This is a genomic window from Pseudomonas sp. GW821-FHT02B10, from assembly GCF_059421865.1.
Genome location: NZ_JBWKVU010000002.1, coordinates 599,299 through 616,521, shown reverse-complemented (window position 1 = coordinate 616,521; position 17,223 = coordinate 599,299). Strand labels below are relative to the sequence as shown.

Sequence of the window (17,223 nt, the reverse complement as noted above, 5' to 3'; positions counted from 1 at the left end):
TCGCAGCCTGCGGCAGCGGCTACAGGGTTGTTTGCCCCCTATTGAGGACACCGTTTTGCGCTCTACCGAAGTCGTGATCATTGGCGCTGGCGCCGCAGGGTTGATGTGCGCGCTGACCGCGGCCGGTCGTGGCCGCCAGGTGCTGCTGCTGGACCACGCCAACAAGGCCGGCAAGAAGATCCTCATGTCCGGCGGCGGGCGCTGCAACTTCACCAATATGTACACCGAGCCGGGCAATTTCCTCTCGCACAACCCGCACTTCTGCAAGTCGGCCCTGGCCCGCTACACCCAGTGGGATTTCATCGGCCTGGTGGCCAAGCACGGCGTGCCGTACCACGAGAAAAAACTCGGCCAGCTGTTCTGCGACAACAAGTCCAGCGACATCCTCGGCATGCTGCTCGACGAGTGCGACCAGGTCGGCGTCCAGCTGCACCTGGACACCTCGATCCAGCAGATCGAGAAGCTCGACAGCGGCTACCTGCTGGAAACCACCCTCGGCCAGCTCCAGTGCCAATCCCTGGTGATCGCCACCGGCGGTCTGTCGATTCCGACCCTGGGCGCCACCGGCTTCGGCTATCAGGTGGCCAGGCAGTTCGGCCACGAGCTGCTGCCGACCCGCGCGGGCCTGGTGCCGTTCACCATCACCGACCAGCTCAAGGAGCTGTGCGGCGAGCTGTCCGGTACCTCGGTGGACTGCCTGGTGAGCTGCAACGACATGAGTTTCCGCGAGAACATCCTGTTCACCCACCGTGGCCTGAGCGGTCCGGCGATCCTGCAGATTTCCTCGTTCTGGGAATCCGGCGACACGGTGGAGATCAATCTGCTGCCGGACCACGACGCCGCAAGCTGGCTGCAGCAGCAACAGGCCGAACGCCCGAACAGCGAGCTGAAGACCCTGCTTGGCGAGATATTCACCAAGAAGATGGCCGGCCTGCTGGCGGACAACTGGTTCGTCTCCAAGCCGATGAAGCAATACACCCACGCCGAACTGGCGCAGATCGCCGAGCAACTGGCGTGCTGGAAAGTGGTCCCGGCCGGCACCGAGGGTTATCGCACCGCCGAAGTGACCCTGGGCGGCGTCGACACTCGCGAGGTGTCGTCCAAGACCATGGAGTCGCTGAAGAGCCCGGGGCTGTATTTCATCGGCGAGGTGCTGGACGTCACCGGCCACCTGGGCGGCTTCAACTTCCAGTGGGCCTGGGCCTCCGGCTACGCGGCCGCGCAGTACGTCTGATCCGCCGTTCACCTGGCCTGTAGCCGCTGCCCCAGGGGCCGCAGAACCGGCCACTGCGGTGGGACAGGCCGAACACTGTCGCCTGTTATGCGGCCGCTGCGCGCCCGATCGCAGCCTCGCGGGGCTCGGCAGCGGCTACAAGGCTTCCCCGTATCCTGTAGCCGCTGCCGCAGGCTGCGATAGGTCCGCAGGACCTCGGGGGGCGCCAGATCGCTGCGCCCCTTCGGGTCGATCGCAGCCTTCGGCAGCGGCTACAGGTACCGATGAACATCAGCGCGAACAGAATTTGCTGTCGGATGTGACGACCCCATTGCGCGGTCGTCAATACTGGCTCAATTTAGCGGCATCGCCCCGGAAGGCTTTCTCACTTCATGTCATCGACCAGCTTTCGTCAGTCACTGCGGCGCCTTTGGGCGCTGGATAAATTCAGCTACAGCGTGCGGGTGTTCATCGCTCTGACCGGGAGCATGGCGCTGTGCTGGTACCAGGACGAAATGGCCTTGCTGATCCCCTTGTTCCTGGGGATTATCGCCAGCGCCCTGGCCGAGACCGACGACAGCTGGCAAGGCCGGATCAATGCCCTAGCCGTGACCCTGGTGTGTTTCAGCGTCGCCGCCCTTTCCGTCGAACTGTTGTTCCCCTACCCCTGGATCTTCGTCATCGCCCTGGCGCTGGCCAGCTTTGGCCTGACCATGCTCGGCGCCCTGGGCGAACGTTACGGGGCGATTGCCTCCGCAACCCTGATCCTGTCGGTCTACACCATGATCGGCGTGGACCAGCGCGGCGGCGCCGTCACCGACTTCTGGCACGAACCGCTGCTGTTGGTGGCCGGCGCCGCCTGGTACGGCCTGCTGTCGGTACTCTGGCAGGCGATGTTTTCCAACCAACCGGTGCAGCAGAGCCTGGCGCGCCTGTTCCGCGAGCTGGGCTATTACCTCAAGCTCAAGTCGTCGCTGTTCGAGCCGATCCGCCAGCTGGACGTGGAAGCACGCCGGCTGGAACTGGCGCAGCAGAACGGCCGGGTAGTGGCGGCCCTGAACGCCGCCAAGGAAATCATCCTGCACCGGGTCGGCAACGGCCGGCCGGGCTCCAAAGTCAGCCGCTACCTGAAGCTGTACTTCCTCGCCCAGGACATCCACGAACGCGCCAGCTCGTCCCACTATCCCTACAACGCCCTGGCCGATGCGTTCTTCCACAGCGACGTACTGTTCCGCTGCCAGCGCCTGCTGCGCCAGCAGGGCAAGGCTTGCCGGGCCCTGGGCGAATCCATCCAGCTGCGCCAGCCCTTCGTCTACGACGCCAGCTTCGCCGAGGCCCTGAGCGACCTGCACGCCTCCCTGGAACACCTGCGCATCCAGAGCAACCCGGCCTGGCGCGGCCTGCTGCGCTCGCTGCGGGCGCTGGCCGCCAACCTCGGCACCCTCGACCGCCTGCTCAGTGACGCCAGCAACCCCGACGCCCTCGCCGACGCCACCGACAGCAGCCTGCTGGACCGTTCGCCGCGCAACCTCAAGGACGTCTGGACCCGCCTGCGCACCCAGCTGACCCCGACGTCGCTGCTGTTTCGCCACGCCCTGCGCCTGCCCCTGGCCCTGAGCATCGGCTACGGCATGGTGCACCTGATCCACCCCTCCCAGGGTTACTGGATCATCCTCACCACCCTGTTCGTCTGCCAGCCGAACTATGGCGCCACGCGGCGCAAGCTGGGCCAGCGGATCATCGGCACCGCCATCGGCCTGGTGGTCGCCTGGGCGCTGTTCGACCTGTTCCCCAGCCCGCTGGTGCAGTCGCTGTTCGCGATTGCCGCCGGGGTGGTGTTCTTTACCAACCGCACTACCCGCTACACCCTGGCCACCGGCGCCATCACCATCATGGTGCTGTTCTGCTTCAACCAGGTGGGCGACGGCTACGGGCTGTTGCTGCCACGCCTGTTCGATACCCTGCTGGGCAGCCTGATCGCCGGCCTGGCGGTGTTCCTGTTCCTGCCGGACTGGCAGGGCCGACGCCTGAACAAGGTGCTGGCCAATACCCTGACCTGCAACAGCATCTACCTGCGGCAGATCATGCAGCAGTACGCGGCCGGCAAGAGCGACGACCTGGCTTACCGCCTGGCCCGGCGCAACGCCCACAACGCCGACGCGGCGCTGTCCACCACCCTGGCCAACATGCTGATGGAGCCCGGGCATTTCCGTAAGGAAGCGGACGTGGGCTTTCGCTTCCTGGTGCTCTCGCACACCCTGCTCAGTTACCTCTCCGGCCTCGGCGCGCATCGGGAAACCCAGCTGCCGGCGGAAGTCCGCGAGCACCTGATCGGCGGGGCCGGGGTCAACCTGGCCAGCAGCATCGATGAAATCGCCCAGGGCCTGGCGAGCAAGCAGCCGGTGGCGATCCAGAGCGATGCCGAAGAGGCCCTGGCCAACGAGCTGGAGCAGATGCCGGACGAGATCGATGAAGGCCAGCGGCTGGTGCAGACCCAACTGGCGCTGATCTGCCGCCAACTGGGCCCCTTGCGGACCCTGGCGGCGCATCTGATCAAGGACACCGGCGAAGAACAGGCCGCGTAGCCGCTGCCGCAGGCTGCGATCGCCTCCGCAGGAGGCGCAAGCTTTCAAGAACGCCACAGAGGTTTCAGCCTCGGCGCCCAGCCTGCAGCAGCTTTAATGGCGCCGTTTCACATCCCGTGCTGGCGCAGCAAGCGGTCGTAGCTGCCGTCGGCTTTCATCGCCTCGATCTCTCGATCGAACCCCGCCACGATCTGCGCATGCGCGGGGTTCTTCAGGCTGACCAGGATATGCAGGCCGTTCTCGCTCAGGGAATTGGGCAGGAACTCCACCGCGTTACGCACCCGCGGCGACTCCCGCGCCAGGTAATAGCGGGCAACGTACTCGTCCTCCAGGGTCAGCTTGACCCGGTTGGCTGCCAGCATGCGCACCGCCATCGCGAAGTTGTGCACCAGGACCTTCTGCAGCTCTGGATCGTTGTCGAAATCGGGGGAGTAGGCATAACCGCGCACCACCGCGATGGGGTACTGGTGCAGTTGCTTGAGGGTGGTGTATTCGATGGGGGCATCCTTGCGCCGGATGAAACGCACCCGATTGACCAGGTACTCCGAGGAGAATTGCCCCAGCTGGGTGCGGGCCTCATTGAACCAGGCATTCACCAGCACGTCGTAACGCCCCTCGCCGACGCCAAGCAAGGCCCGCGCCCAGGGCACCTGTTCGAACTCGCTGGCATAACCGGCCCGCGCCAGCGCGGTGCTGACGATGTCGGTGGCCAGCCCGCCGTTGACCAGGGTCGCATCCGTGAAGGGCGGCCAGGCGTCGGCGACCAATCGCAATTTTTCCGCATAAGCGCTCTGGCCCAGCAACAGCAATCCGATCAAAGCAAAGGCTCGATGCAATCGCGGCATGCTAAAAGATCCTTAGCGGGCGGACAGCCCTGCGTGTTTTTTGCCCAGACTCGAGGTTCTCCGGCCGGTGGACGGCCGCGACCCAGCTCCTAACAGTAGCTTATGGGCGCCACTGCACAGCGCTTCAGCGCAGATTACACAAAGAAGACCGCCACGAACCAATGCGATGATGGCATTTTGACCTACCTCACAGAAACGCCACTCCAGCGCCAGACAAGACAAGCCACCCGCCAGGCGCTTAACATCCGGGCACCGCTTTCCAAAGGATGAAACGATGACAATCGAATGGGTCTGCAAACACCACACCGATCTGGGCAAGGAGCAGCTGTACGCGATCCTGCAGTTGCGTACCGAAGTCTTCGTGGTCGAGCAGAAATGCGCCTACCAGGAAGTCGATGGCCAGGACCTGGAAGGCGACACCTGCCACCTGATGGCCTGGGATGATGACCAGCTGGTGGCTTATCTGCGCCTGCTCGACCCGACCTCCCAGGGCGGCGACGTGGTCATCGGCCGCGTGGTGATCGCCCCGCAAGCGCGGGGCAAGGGACTGGGCCATGAACTGATGGAGCACGCCCTGAAACAGGCGCAAAAACGCTGGCCGCAGATGCCGATCTATCTGTCGGCCCAGGCGCATTTGCAGGGGTATTACGGGCGCTACGGCTTCAACGTCGTGGGCGAGGAGTACCTGGAAGACGATATCCCGCATATCGGCATGCGCCGGGCCTGACAGGACAATCGCAAGCCTGCTGGCGCCAGCGGGCTTGCATTCAGATCGAATCCCTCAGGGATACTCCAGCACCGTCTTGATCCGCGACAGGTTCGCCTCGATCCAGCCCTTGTCGATCGCGCCCCAGCTTTTGATCCGATAGCTGCCGGCATGATTGCGCGCGCCGTCCTGCTGCTCGAACTCACAGACGATATCCAGATCCGCCAGGGCGGCGATGGTGTCCTGCGCCGTGCGCCGCGGCATGCCGGTGGCCTCGGTCAGGGCCGGGACATTGCTGGCCAGGTCGCTGTCGATCAGGTACGCCACATACAGCCGGCGGTAAAAGCTGCTCTTGGTCTTACTCACGTCCATCGCCCGTTCCTTGTACAGGGTTACTCGGAACCACCTGCCCTGGCTTGCAGGTCGCGCCAGGTCAGGTAGACCCGCAGGTCGAATTCCAGTTGGTGATAGCCCGGCAGCATGTGCTCGCAGAGCTTGTAGAACGCCTTGTTGTGCTCGCTTTCCTTGAAGTGCGCCAGCTCGTGGACAACGATCATGCGCAGGAACTCCGGTGCCGCCTCCTTGAACAGCGAAGCGATGCGGATTTCCTTCTTGGCCTTGAGCTTGCCGCCCTGGACCCGCGAGATCGTGGTGTGCAGGCCCAGGGCGCGGTGCGTCAGGTCCAGGCGGTTGTCGAATAGCACCTTGTCGATGGCCGGGGCGTTGCGCAGGTACTCCTGCTTCAACTCCAGGGCATAGCCGTACAGCGCCTTGTCACTCTGCACCCCGTGTTTGCCGGGGTACCGCTGGCTCAGGTAATCGCCCAGCCGCCCTTGCGCAATCAGCTGGCGCACTTGCTCTTGCAGGGTGGCGGGATAGGCCTGGAGGTATTTCAACGCGGTCATGGGGCGCCAATGCAATCACGAAAGGCCGCCAGTGTAGCGAATTCAACCCGGCAACGCGCTCCAGTCGAAAGGCTCGGCAAAGCGCTCGGCATCCGCGGCGATCAACGGCCGGGCCACCAGGAAGCCCTGCACGTACTCGCAGCCGTTGGCCTGCAGCCAGCGGTACTGCTCCAGGGTCTCCACGCCCTCGGCGATCACCAGCACGCCGAACGCCTTGCACAGGTCGATCACGCAGCGCGCCAGCGCCGCATCCCGTGCCGAATCCGGCAACCTGGCGATCAGGTGACGGTCGAGCTTGAGGGTATCGAGCTGCAGATCCCGCAGGTGGGCCAGCGAACAGGCGCCCGAACCGAAGTCATCCAGCGCCACCCGCACCCCGAGACTGCGCAACAGGCGCAGCTGCTTGCGCGACTCGTCGAGGTCCTGGGTCAGGGCGTCTTCGGTGATCTCGACCTCCAACTGCCGAGGTTCCAGGCCATGACGCTCCAGGACCTGGCGCAGTTCGGTGGCGAGGTTCGGCATGGCGAACTGGTTGCCGCTCAAACTCACACCCAGCACGGTCTGCTCGGCGAACAGCGTTTTCCAGGACGCCCGCTGGCTCGCACTCTGCTGATAGATCCAGCTCCCCAGGCGGCTGATCAGCCGCGCCTCCTCCAGCAGCGGCAGAAACAACCCCGGCGGCACATCGCCGACGCTCGGATGCCGCCAACGCAACAGGGCTTCAAAACCGCGCAGGCGCCCATCGGCAATCGCCACCTGGGGCTGGTACACCAGGTTGAACTCCTTGTGCTCGACCGCGCTGCGCACGCTTTCCTCGAGCATCAGCCGCGAGCGGGCACGGCCGTTCATTTCGTGGTCGTAATAACGATATTGCTGGCGCCCGGCACGCTTGGACTCGTACATGGCGATGTCCGCCGCGCGCATCAGGCCATCCAGATTGGAACCGCAATCGGGGTAGATGGCGATACCGATACTGGCCCCCAGCGCGACCTCCAGGCCATCGAACTGCTGACAGATCGATATGCGCTCGATGAGCTTCTCGGAAATCTTCGCCGCCTGTTCTGGAAACTCCAGCTCCAGCAAGGCGGTGAACTCATCGCCGCCTATGCGCGCCAGGATGTCGAAGGAACGCAGGCAGGCCTTTATCTGTTCGGACACCCAGCGCAGCACCCGGTCCCCCGCATCATGCCCCAGGGAGTCGTTGACCCGCTTGAAGCCGTCCAGGTCCAGGTACAGCAGCACCAGCGACTTGTCGGAGCGCTCGCTGCGCAACAACAGGCTTTCCACGGTCTGGTAGAAGCCACGACGGTTGAGCAGGCCGGTCAGCGGATCGGTCACTGCCTGGTATTCCAGTTGCTGGTGCAGATGACGGACTTCCGACATGTCGAGCAGGGTCACCACCATCGCCTTCTGCTCGCTCGGCAGTGGCGCGCAGGACAACGCCACCGACACCTGCTGGCCCGGAGCCGTACGCAACGTGGCGTCGTGCAGGCGGTAGGTCTCGCCCTTGCGATAGCTGGCATACAGCTCGGATTCGGCCCACTGCGGCACATGGGGCTTTTGCAGATAGTCGAGCAGCCACGCCCCCTCCAGCTCATTCACCGGAGCGTTGAGCAAGCGGGAAATCGCCGGATTGGCAAAGCGGATGACTCCGCCCTCATCCACCACCAGAATCCCCTCCGCGGCGTTCTCCAGCACCGAGGCATTGAAGGCCCTGGCGCTCTCCAGGTCATGACTCAGGCGCTGCAGCGCGCGGCGATTGCGCTGCTGCTCCAGTAGCGCCTGCACCTTGGGCTTGAGGATCTGCGGATCGAACGGCTTGAACAGATAATCCACCGCGCCGCTGGCGTAGCCCTTGATCACCGCGTCCTTGGACTGCTCGTTGGCGGTCAGGAAAATGATCGGGGTCAGCCGGGTTCGCTGGCTGCCGCGCATCAGGCGGGCGACTTCGAAACCGTCCATTTCCGGCATCTGTACATCCAGCAACACCAGATCGATGTCGTGTTCCAGTAACAGACCCAGGGCCTCGACACCCGAGGCGGCAGTCATGACCTGCCAGTCGTGGCGCTGCAGGAGTGCACGCATGCTGAGCAGATTTTCGGGGTAATCATCAACAATCAGTAAGACCGAGCGGGCTTCACCTGGCCGAGTTTGCGCGCATTCCATGCTGCTTCTCTTGTCTGTGTAGGGTCGGCCTGCGAACAAGACCGGACAAATACTGAGACTTCACTCTAGACCTGGATCCAATAAAGCAGAAGCTGTCACAGCGCCATCATTTAGCCAAAGCCCGAGGCACCCGACTAACGGTCAGCCCCATAGCTGCTGAAACCGCTGGAGGCGTTTTTTCGACAGATGGTTGACGCCAATTATCCGCCGGACGGGCATTAACAAAAGTCCCTTCTACGCTTATAAAGATCGCCTTCAAAAGCGCAGGCTAAAGCCTTTGTCGGTTTTTTATCCGGCATCACATCGGGAAGCTTTGACTATGATCGACCTCGCAACCTGGAATCTGAGCATTCCCGAAGGCAGTCCACCGGCGACTATCGACACCCCCCGACTGGTGGAGGGCTTCAAGGATCAATATTTCCATTCCGACACCGGCACCCTGTTCTTCTGGTCGCCTGTCACCGGCTCCCGCACCGCCAACGCCATCTACCCACGCAGCGAGCTGCGTGAAACCTATTCCAACGGCACCCTGAAGAACTGGACCTACCCGGAAGCCGACAACCTGCTTTACGCCACCCTGGCGGTGAATCAGGTGCCGTCCACGGGCAAGATCGTCATCGGCCAGATCCACGCCTACAACAGCACCAAGCCCCTGGTGAAGGTCGAGTACCAGTACAAAACCACCACCCAGAGCGGCAACATAGTCGCCAAGGTCCGCATGCATCCGGACGATACCGATAGCCGGGTAATCATCGTCGCCGAAAACGTGCCGCTGGATCGCGAGTTCTCCTACCTGATCCACCTGAGCCCGGGCGGCGCCCTGGGCGTCAGCGCCGCGGGCTATCAATGGGACACCCAGCTCAGCAGCACCTGGCGCGACAAACCGCTGTACTTCAAGGCCGGGGTGTATGTGCAGGACAACACCGGCTACACCACCGAAGGCGGCAAGGTGACCTTCTACAAGCTGGATATCGATCACAACGAAACCTGACCTTCTGTAGGAGCGAGGCTTGCCCGCGATAGCGGTCTGCCTGGCGACATCCATGGCGAATGTCAGGCCCTCGTCGCGGGCAAGCCTCGCTCCTGCACGATGAGGTGTTTGCCACAGGCACAAAAAAGCCCGCATCGCTGCGGGCTTTTTCGTTCAACACAAAGGCTTAGTTGACCTTGGCGTTCAGCTCACCTTTGAGGTAACGCTGGAACATCGCTTCCAGGGAGATCGGCTTGATCTTCGAGGCGTTGCCAGCGGTGCCGAAGGCTTCGTAACGGGCGATGCACACGTCGCGCATGGCGGTTACGGTGGCGCCGAAGAACTTGCGCGGGTCGAACTCGCTCGGGTTGGTGGCCATCAGGCGACGCATCGCACCGGTGGACGCCAGGCGCAGGTCGGTGTCGATGTTGACCTTGCGCACGCCGTACTTGATGCCTTCGACGATTTCTTCAACCGGCACGCCGTAGGTTTCTTTGATGTCGCCGCCGTACTGGTTGATGATCGCCAGCCACTCTTGCGGAACCGAAGACGAACCGTGCATCACCAGGTGGGTGTTGGGGATGCGCTTGTGGATCTCTTTGATGCGGTCGATGGCCAGCACGTCGCCGGTAGGCGGCTTGGTGAACTTGTAGGCACCGTGGCTGGTACCGATGGCGATGGCCAGGGCGTCGACCTGGGTCTTCTTGACGAAGTCCGCGGCTTCTTCCGGGTCGGTCAGCATCTGGCTGTGGTCCAGCACGCCTTCGGCGCCGATGCCGTCTTCTTCACCGGCCATGCCGGTTTCCAGGGAACCCAGGCAGCCCAGCTCGCCTTCCACCGAAACGCCGCAGGCGTGAGCCATGGCCACGGTCTGCTGGGTCACGCGAACGTTGTACTCGTAGTCGGTCGGGGTCTTGCCGTCTTCGCCGAGGGAACCGTCCATCATGACCGAGGAGAAGCCCAGCTGGATCGAACGCTGGCAGACGTCAGGGCTGGTGCCGTGGTCCTGGTGCATGCACACCGGGATATGCGGGAATTCTTCGATCGCCGCCAGGATCAGGTGGCGCAGGAAAGGCGCGCCGGCGTATTTGCGGGCACCGGCCGAAGCCTGGACGATCACCGGAGAGTCAGTCTTGTCAGCGGCTTCCATGATGGCGCGCATCTGTTCAAGGTTGTTGACGTTGAAGGCTGGAACGCCGTAGCCGAATTCGGCTGCGTGGTCCAACATCTGGCGCATGCTGATGAGTGCCATTGTGTGTATCTCTCCCGGTCGAGGGTCGTTAATCGTGCAAGCCTGCCGTAGCGGCGGCTGCTATTCAAGTGATTGCAGATCGGGGGTCAACCCGGCCTGCCGGCATTATTACTACTGTAGGAGCGAGCTTGCTCGCGATGGGCTTCGGGACAACGCGATCATCCAGACGGATGGCGTTATCGTTGACGATCATCGCGAGCAAGCTCGCTCCTACAGGCCTACGGCGCTTTACAGCCGCGGCCGATCAAATCGTTGGTGGCGACCCAGTAAACCAGGCCTTCGTCACCTTTTTCGTGAAACGCCAGCATGTCGTTGCTGTACAGCGAACCGGAACCGCTCGGCTCCAGCTTCAGGCGATAGACCTGATCGGCCCCGCCCAACCGCACATCGACTTCCTTGCGGCTGCTGTCGGTATAGCGCCAGACCACTTGCGCCTGGCTGTCGCACACCCAGGTCGTCCAGTTGTCCGTCTCGGCCGACTTGAACAGGTCGAAGTTGGCGCAACCTGCCAGCAATCCCAGCGCAGCCACGGCGATAAAGCCTTTCATCGGTGTTCCTCGGCTGACGGCCCACGGCCGCCAGCACAACGCGTTATCGAATCAGACCCGTCAAGGGCAACCATGTTCCTTGGCCTTGGCTGGAGTCTCGTACTTGTCCAGACCATCGGGCCCCATGCGCTTGTTGATCACAGGCGCAGTCTCGGCCTGCCAGTCGGCCTGATAGCAACCTCTCTCAGGCTCTCCCGACTCGGGCTCCGACTGGGCAGGCTGACTACCGCAACCGGCCAGCAAGCCCGCGACGATCAACAGCGGTAACGTCTTGACCATATGAACACTCCTTTGCCTGGCCATCGGGACTTCAGGCTTTGGCCCGGCTTTCCAGGACTTCGACCGCCGGCAGCACCTTGCCCTCGACGAATTCGAGGAAAGCGCCACCGCCGGTAGAAATGTAGGAGATTTGCTCGGCCACGCCATATTTATCGATGGCCGCCAGGGTGTCGCCGCCGCCGGCGATGGAGAACGCCGCGCTTTCCGCGATGGCCTGGGCCAGCACCTTGGTGCCATTACCGAACTGGTCGAACTCGAACACGCCGACCGGACCGTTCCACAGGATGGTCTTCGACGACTTCAGCAGCTCGGCGAAGTTCGCCGCGGTTTGCGGGCCGATGTCCAGGATCATGTCGTCGGCCGCCACCTCGGCAATCAGCTTGACGGTAGCGGTCGCGCTTTCGGCGAATTCCTTGGCCACCACCACGTCCACCGGCAGCGGCACGCTGACCTTGGCGGCGATGGCGCGCGCGGTATCCAGCAGGTCCGGCTCGTACAGCGACTTGCCGACCGGGTGACCGGCAGCGGCGAGGAAGGTGTTGGCGATGCCGCCGCCGACGATCAGTTGGTCGCAGATCTGGCTCAGGCTATTGAGCACGTCGAGCTTGGTCGACACCTTGGAGCCGGCGACGATGGCCGCCATCGGCTTGGCCGGGGCGCCCAGGGCCTTGCCCAGCGCGTCCAGCTCGGCAGCCAGCAGTGGGCCGGCAGCCGCGACCTTGGCGAACTTGGCCACGCCGTGGGTCGAACCCTCGGCGCGGTGCGCGGTGCCGAAGGCGTCCATCACGAACACGTCGCACAGGGCGGCGTATTGCCGGGCCAGTTCGTCGGCGTTCTTTTTCTCGCCCTTGTTGAAGCGCACGTTCTCGAACAGCACGATGTCGCCGGCCTTGACGTCGACGCCGCCCAGGTAGTCGGCCACCAGCGGCACTTCACGACCCAGGGCACGGCTCAGGTAGTCGGCCACTGGCTTGAGGCTGTTCTCGGCGGAGAACTCGCCTTCGGTCGGACGGCCGAGGTGCGAGCAGACCATCACGGCCGCGCCTTTTTCCAGGGCCAGCTTGATGGTCGGCAGCGAAGCCAGGATACGCGCATCGCTGGTGACAACACCGTCCTTGACTGGGACGTTGAGGTCTTCGCGGATCAGTACGCGCTTACCTTGCAGATCGAGGTCGGACATCTTCAACACGGTCATGGGTCGCAATTCCTGGGTTACTGTTTTTTTGGAAACGGGAAGTTAAGAGACAGCTTTGGGTGCGGCTGTTTGCAGATAGTGTCCTGCAACGTCCAGCATTCGGTTGGCAAAACCCCATTCGTTGTCGAACCAGGCCAGGATGTTCACCAGCCGCGGGCCGGAAACACGGGTCTGGCTGGCATCGACGATGGCCGAATGCGGATCATGGTTGAAATCACAACTGGCGTGCGGCAACTCGGTATAGGCCAACAGGCCCTTGAGCGGACCGCTGGTGGCGGCCTCGCGCAGGATCCGGTTGACTTCGCCGGTGTCGGTATCGCTCACGGTCTGCATCGTGATGTCGAGGCAGGACACGTTGACGGTCGGCACGCGCACAGCTTTGGCCTGAATTCGCCCGGCAAGTTCCGGCAGCAGCCGTTCGATACCGCGCGCCAGACCAGTGGACACCGGGATCACCGACTGGAACGCCGAACGGGTGCGGCGCAGGTCTTCATGGTGATAGGCGTCGATCACCGGCTGGTCGTTCATCGCCGAGTGGATGGTGGTGATCGACACGTATTCCAGGCCAATGGCCTGGTCCAGCAGGCGCAACAGCGGCACGCCGCAGTTGGTGGTGCAGGACGCGTTGGACACCAGCAGCTCGGCGCCGGTCAGGCAGTCCTGGTTGACACCGTAGACGATGGTGGCGTCGACATCCGCCTCGCTGGCCATCGGCTGGGAAAACAGCACCCGCGGCGCACCGGCGTCGAGGAAACGCTGGCCGTCTTCACGGGTGTGATAGGCGCCGGAGCATTCGAGCACCAGATCGACGCCCAGGGACGCCCAATCGATGCCTTCGGGGGTGGCACTGCGCAGGACCTTCACGCAGTTGCCATTGATATGCAGACAGTCGCCGTCGACCTTCACTTCGCCGGGAAACCGGCCGTGGGTGGAGTCGAAGCGTGTCAGGTATTCCACGCTGGCCATGTCGGCCAGATCGTTGATCGCGACAATCTCGAACCCGGCCGCAGCCCCCCGTTCGAGCAGGGCACGCAAGACACAACGACCGATCCGGCCGTAGCCGTTGAGTGCAACTTTGTAGGGACGCGGTTGAGGCATGGGGTTCTCGTTAGCCGACAACTTCATGAGCGATACAAAACCATTGTAGGAGCGAGCTTGCTCGCGATGGACTTCAGGACGACGCGGTTATCCAGATAGCTAGCGTTATCGTTGACGACCATCGCGAGCAAGCTCGCTCCTACAAAGTGATGCGGCGACCAGAGGCCACCGCATTCGCGCTTTTTTAGTCTTCCAGCAGCTCTTCGGCCTGACCCAGGATGTTTTCCAGGGTGAAACCGAACTCTTCGAACAAGGCCGGCGCAGGCGCCGACTCGCCGTAGGTGGTCATGCCGATGACGCGACCTTCCAGGCCGACGTACTTGTACCAGTAGTCCGCGTGAGCGGCCTCGATGGCGATACGCGCGCTGACCTGCAGCGGCAGGACCGACTGCTTGTAGCCGGCGTCCTGGGCATCGAACACGCTGGTGCATGGCATGGACACCACGCGCACCTTGCGGCCCTGCTCGGTCAGCTTGTCGAAAGCCTGCACCGCCAGGCCGACTTCGGAACCGGTGGCGATCAGGATCAGCTCAGGCTCGCCTGCGCAGTCCTTGAGCACGTAGCCGCCACGGCTGATTTCGGCGATCTGCACGGCATTGCGGGTCTGATGCTGCAGGTTCTGGCGGGAGAAGATCAGCGCCGAAGGGCCGTCCTTGCGCTCGATCGCGTTTTTCCAGGCCACCGCCGATTCCACGGCATCGGCTGGACGCCAGGTGTCGAGGTTCGGGGTGCAGCGCAGGCTGGCGATCTGTTCGATCGGCTGGTGCGTCGGGCCGTCTTCGCCCAGACCGATGGAGTCGTGGGTGTAGACATGGATCACGCGCTGCTTCATCAGGGCCGACATGCGTACCGCGTTGCGCGCGTATTCCATGAACATCAGGAAGGTCGCGCCGTAAGGCACCAGGCCGCCGTGCAGGGCCACGCCGTTCATGATGGCGGTCATGCCGAACTCGCGAACGCCGTAGTACATGTAGTTGCCGCTGGCGTCTTCGGCGCTGACGCCCTTGCAGCCTTTCCACAGGGTCAGGTTGGAACCGGCCAGGTCGGCCGAACCGCCGAGGAATTCCGGCAGCAGCGGGCCGAACGCGTTCAGGGCGTTCTGGCTGGCCTTACGGCTGGCGATGGTTTCGCCCTTGGCCGCGACTTCGGCGATGTAGGCATCGGCCTTCTCGGAGAAATCGGCCGGCAGGTCGCCGCTCAGGCGACGCACCAGTTCGTTGGCCAGCTCAGGGAATTCGGCGGAGTAGGCGGAGAAACGCTGGTCCCACTCGGCCTCGACGGCGCGACCGGCTTCCTTGGCATCCCATTCGGCATAGATGTCGGCCGGGATTTCGAACGGACCGTGGTTCCACTTCAGCGCGGCGCGGGTCAGGGCGATTTCCTCGGCGCCCAGTGGCGCGCCGTGGCAGTCTTCTTTGCCTTGCTTGTTCGGCGAACCGAAGCCGATGGTGGTCTTGCAGCAGATCAGGGTCGGCTGCTCGCTTTTACGCGCGGTGTCGATCGCGGTCTTGATCTCTTCCGGGTCATGACCGTCGACGTTGCGGATCACCTGCCAGTTGTAGGCTTCGAAACGCTTTGGCGTGTCGTCAGTGAACCAGCCTTCGACTTCGCCGTCGATGGAGATGCCGTTGTCATCGTAGAAGGCAATCAGCTTGCCCAGGCCCAGGGTGCCGGCCAGGGAAGCGACTTCATGGGAAATGCCTTCCATCATGCAGCCATCACCCAGGAACACGTAGGTGTGGTGGTCGACGACGTTGTGGCCGGGACGGTTGAACTGCGCCGCCAGGACCTTTTCCGCCAGGGCGAAGCCCACGGCATTGGCCAGACCTTGGCCCAGCGGGCCGGTGGTGGTCTCGACGCCCGGGGTGTAGCCGAATTCCGGGTGGCCCGGAGTGCGGCTGTGCAGCTGGCGGAAGCTCTTCAGGTCGTCGATGGTGACGTCGTAGCCGGTCAGGTGCAGCAGCGAGTAGATCAGCATCGAGCCGTGGCCGTTGGACAGCACGAAGCGGTCACGGTCGGCGAAGGATGGATTGCTCGGGTTGTGCTTCAGATAGTCACGCCAAAGTACTTCGGCGATATCCGCCATCCCCATGGGGGCGCCGGGATGGCCGCTGTTGGCTTTTTGCACGGCATCCATGCTGAGGGCACGAATGGCGTTGGCACGCTCACGACGGCTTGGCATCGCTGATCTCCTGGGGGTTATCTAAGTCGGGTTGAATAAAAACGAATCGGAAAAAGGCGTGCATTTTCCCTCAGCCGGTAGGCGGGGGCAATGACAGATAATGACTCTGGCGCGTTTTTCCGGTCGATAAAGGGGCAATCGCCTGATGAAACCATTCCGCAGTTCGTTTGTAGAACACAGGGACCTGCGTTAAGTGCCATCTATCTACCAATATCAAAACTTTTTGATATTGGTCTTGCGAGGTTGGGGGTGCGTCACTAGACTGCTGGCCTTATGAATTTACGCGCGCCCTCCATGAACCATGACGACTGCGACGAGCTGGCGGCCCTGTGCAAGGCCGGCGGCGATCCGCTGCGGCTGAATGTATTGCGCGCGCTGGCCAACGACTCGTTCGGCGTACTGGAACTGGCACAGATCTTCGCCATCGGCCAATCCGGCATGAGCCACCACCTGAAGGTCCTGGCCCAGGCCGACCTGGTGGCAACCCGCCGCGAAGGCAACGCGATCTTCTACCGGCGCGCCCTGCCCCACACCGAACTGCTGGGCGGCAGGCTGCACGCCGCCCTGCTGGATGAAGTGGACAACCTGACGCTGCCCGGCGAAGTGCAATCGCGTATCGGCCTGGTGCACCGCCAGCGGGCGGCCGCCAGCCAGGACTTTTTCTCACGGGTCGCGGAGAAGTTTCGCGCCCAGCAGGACCTGATCGCAGGACTGCCCCAGTACCGCGAAAGCGTGCTGGCGCTGCTCGACAAGCTGCACTTCACGGACACCGCCACGGCCATCGAAGTCGGCCCCGGGGATGGCAGTTTCCTGCCGGAACTGGCCCGTCGTTTCGCCCGGGTGACCGCGTTGGACAACAGCCCGGCCATGCTCGAACTGGCACGCCAGGTCTGTGAACGCGAAACGCTGGCTAACGTCAGCCTGCAATTGGCCGATGCACTGAATGGCGTGAGCCTGGCGGCCGATTGCGTGGTGCTGAACATGGTCCTGCACCATTTCGCCGCGCCGGCCGATGCGCTGAAACGCCTGGCCGGCTTGCTGCAACCGGGCGGCAGCCTGTTAGTGACAGAGTTGTGCAGCCACAACCAGAGTTGGGCCAGGGAGGCCTGCGGTGATCTCTGGCTGGGGTTTGACCAGGATGATCTGGCCCGCTGGGCCACCGCTGCGGGACTGGTTCCCGGAGAAAGTCTGTATGTAGGTTTACGTAATGGTTTCCAGATCCAGGTCCGCCACTTTCAGCGACCGGCTGGCGACACTCACCATCGGTAAATTTTAGGAA

The 17,223-nt window shown here is 63.1% G+C and carries 15 protein-coding genes; 5 read left to right on the top strand and 10 right to left on the bottom strand.

The window, feature by feature from the left end:
* Positions 1-55: 55 nt before the first annotated feature.
* Complete coding sequence (locus tag AC07VU_RS06715) at positions 56-1,234, top strand: BaiN/RdsA family NAD(P)/FAD-dependent oxidoreductase (RefSeq protein ID WP_007922295.1); 1,179 nt, start codon at positions 56-58, stop codon at positions 1,232-1,234.
* A gap of 371 nt (positions 1,235-1,605) precedes the next feature.
* Entirely contained in the window at positions 1,606-3,798 is a 2,193-nt protein-coding gene (yccS, locus tag AC07VU_RS06710) for a YccS family putative transporter (RefSeq protein WP_277592022.1), read from the top strand.
* Positions 3,799-3,905: 107 nt separating this feature from the next.
* Here yccS and AC07VU_RS06705 read toward each other — a convergent pair whose 3' ends face one another.
* The gene (locus AC07VU_RS06705) at positions 3,906-4,643 is read right to left on the bottom strand and encodes a substrate-binding periplasmic protein (RefSeq protein WP_053262943.1); all 738 of its coding nucleotides are present in this window, start codon (positions 4,641-4,643) and stop codon (positions 3,906-3,908) included.
* 274 nt (positions 4,644-4,917) lie between these two features.
* On the opposite strand from AC07VU_RS06705, the gene AC07VU_RS06700 reads away from it, so the two are divergent.
* Entirely contained in the window at positions 4,918-5,370 is a 453-nt protein-coding gene (locus AC07VU_RS06700) for a GNAT family N-acetyltransferase (protein ID WP_087089510.1), read from the top strand.
* Between the two features lie 54 nt (positions 5,371-5,424).
* On the opposite strand, the gene AC07VU_RS06695 is transcribed toward AC07VU_RS06700, so the two are convergent.
* From AC07VU_RS06695 to AC07VU_RS06685, 3 genes are read right to left on the bottom strand one after another with little or no spacing between them, the layout of a single operon-like run.
* Positions 5,425-5,721, bottom strand: coding sequence for a winged helix-turn-helix domain-containing protein (locus AC07VU_RS06695; RefSeq protein ID WP_053262945.1), 297 nt, complete (start codon positions 5,719-5,721; stop codon positions 5,425-5,427).
* Between the two features lie 20 nt (positions 5,722-5,741).
* A complete protein-coding gene (locus AC07VU_RS06690; protein ID WP_007922309.1) occupies positions 5,742-6,254 on the bottom strand; it encodes a M48 metallopeptidase family protein in 513 nt (170 codons plus the stop codon).
* Between the two features lie 42 nt (positions 6,255-6,296).
* Positions 6,297-8,420, bottom strand: coding sequence for a putative bifunctional diguanylate cyclase/phosphodiesterase (locus AC07VU_RS06685; RefSeq protein ID WP_495029634.1), 2,124 nt, complete (start codon positions 8,418-8,420; stop codon positions 6,297-6,299).
* A gap of 319 nt (positions 8,421-8,739) precedes the next feature.
* Between AC07VU_RS06685 and AC07VU_RS06680 the strand changes: the two genes are divergently transcribed.
* Positions 8,740-9,411: a polysaccharide lyase family 7 protein gene (locus tag AC07VU_RS06680; protein WP_114761318.1), complete on the top strand. Its 672-nt coding sequence runs from the start codon at positions 8,740-8,742 to the stop codon at positions 9,409-9,411.
* Between the two features lie 166 nt (positions 9,412-9,577).
* On the opposite strand, the gene fba is transcribed toward AC07VU_RS06680, so the two are convergent.
* From fba to tkt, 6 genes are all read right to left on the bottom strand, one after another.
* Positions 9,578-10,642: a class II fructose-bisphosphate aldolase gene (gene fba, locus AC07VU_RS06675; RefSeq protein WP_003229012.1), complete on the bottom strand. Its 1,065-nt coding sequence runs from the start codon at positions 10,640-10,642 to the stop codon at positions 9,578-9,580.
* A 218-nt stretch (positions 10,643-10,860) separates the two neighbouring features.
* Complete coding sequence (locus tag AC07VU_RS06670; RefSeq protein ID WP_277589761.1) at positions 10,861-11,190, bottom strand: MliC family protein; 330 nt, start codon at positions 11,188-11,190, stop codon at positions 10,861-10,863.
* A 60-nt stretch (positions 11,191-11,250) separates the two neighbouring features.
* Positions 11,251-11,469 (bottom strand): hypothetical protein, encoded by a 219-nt coding sequence (locus tag AC07VU_RS06665; RefSeq protein WP_007922316.1) that lies wholly within the window; start codon positions 11,467-11,469, stop codon positions 11,251-11,253.
* A 31-nt stretch (positions 11,470-11,500) separates the two neighbouring features.
* On the bottom strand, positions 11,501-12,664 hold the full coding sequence (locus AC07VU_RS06660) for a phosphoglycerate kinase (protein WP_062824365.1): 1,164 nt from the start codon (positions 12,662-12,664) through the stop codon (positions 11,501-11,503).
* A 42-nt stretch (positions 12,665-12,706) separates the two neighbouring features.
* Positions 12,707-13,762: an erythrose-4-phosphate dehydrogenase gene (gene epd, locus AC07VU_RS06655; RefSeq protein ID WP_495029633.1), complete on the bottom strand. Its 1,056-nt coding sequence runs from the start codon at positions 13,760-13,762 to the stop codon at positions 12,707-12,709.
* A 184-nt stretch (positions 13,763-13,946) separates the two neighbouring features.
* Positions 13,947-15,944, bottom strand: a complete 1,998-nt coding sequence (tkt, locus tag AC07VU_RS06650) for a transketolase (protein ID WP_007922335.1) — start codon at positions 15,942-15,944, stop codon at positions 13,947-13,949.
* 273 nt (positions 15,945-16,217) lie between these two features.
* Between tkt and AC07VU_RS06645 the strand changes: the two genes are divergently transcribed.
* Entirely contained in the window at positions 16,218-17,213 is a 996-nt protein-coding gene (locus tag AC07VU_RS06645; protein WP_274304902.1) for an ArsR/SmtB family transcription factor, read from the top strand.
* Positions 17,214-17,223: the final 10 nt, after the last annotated feature.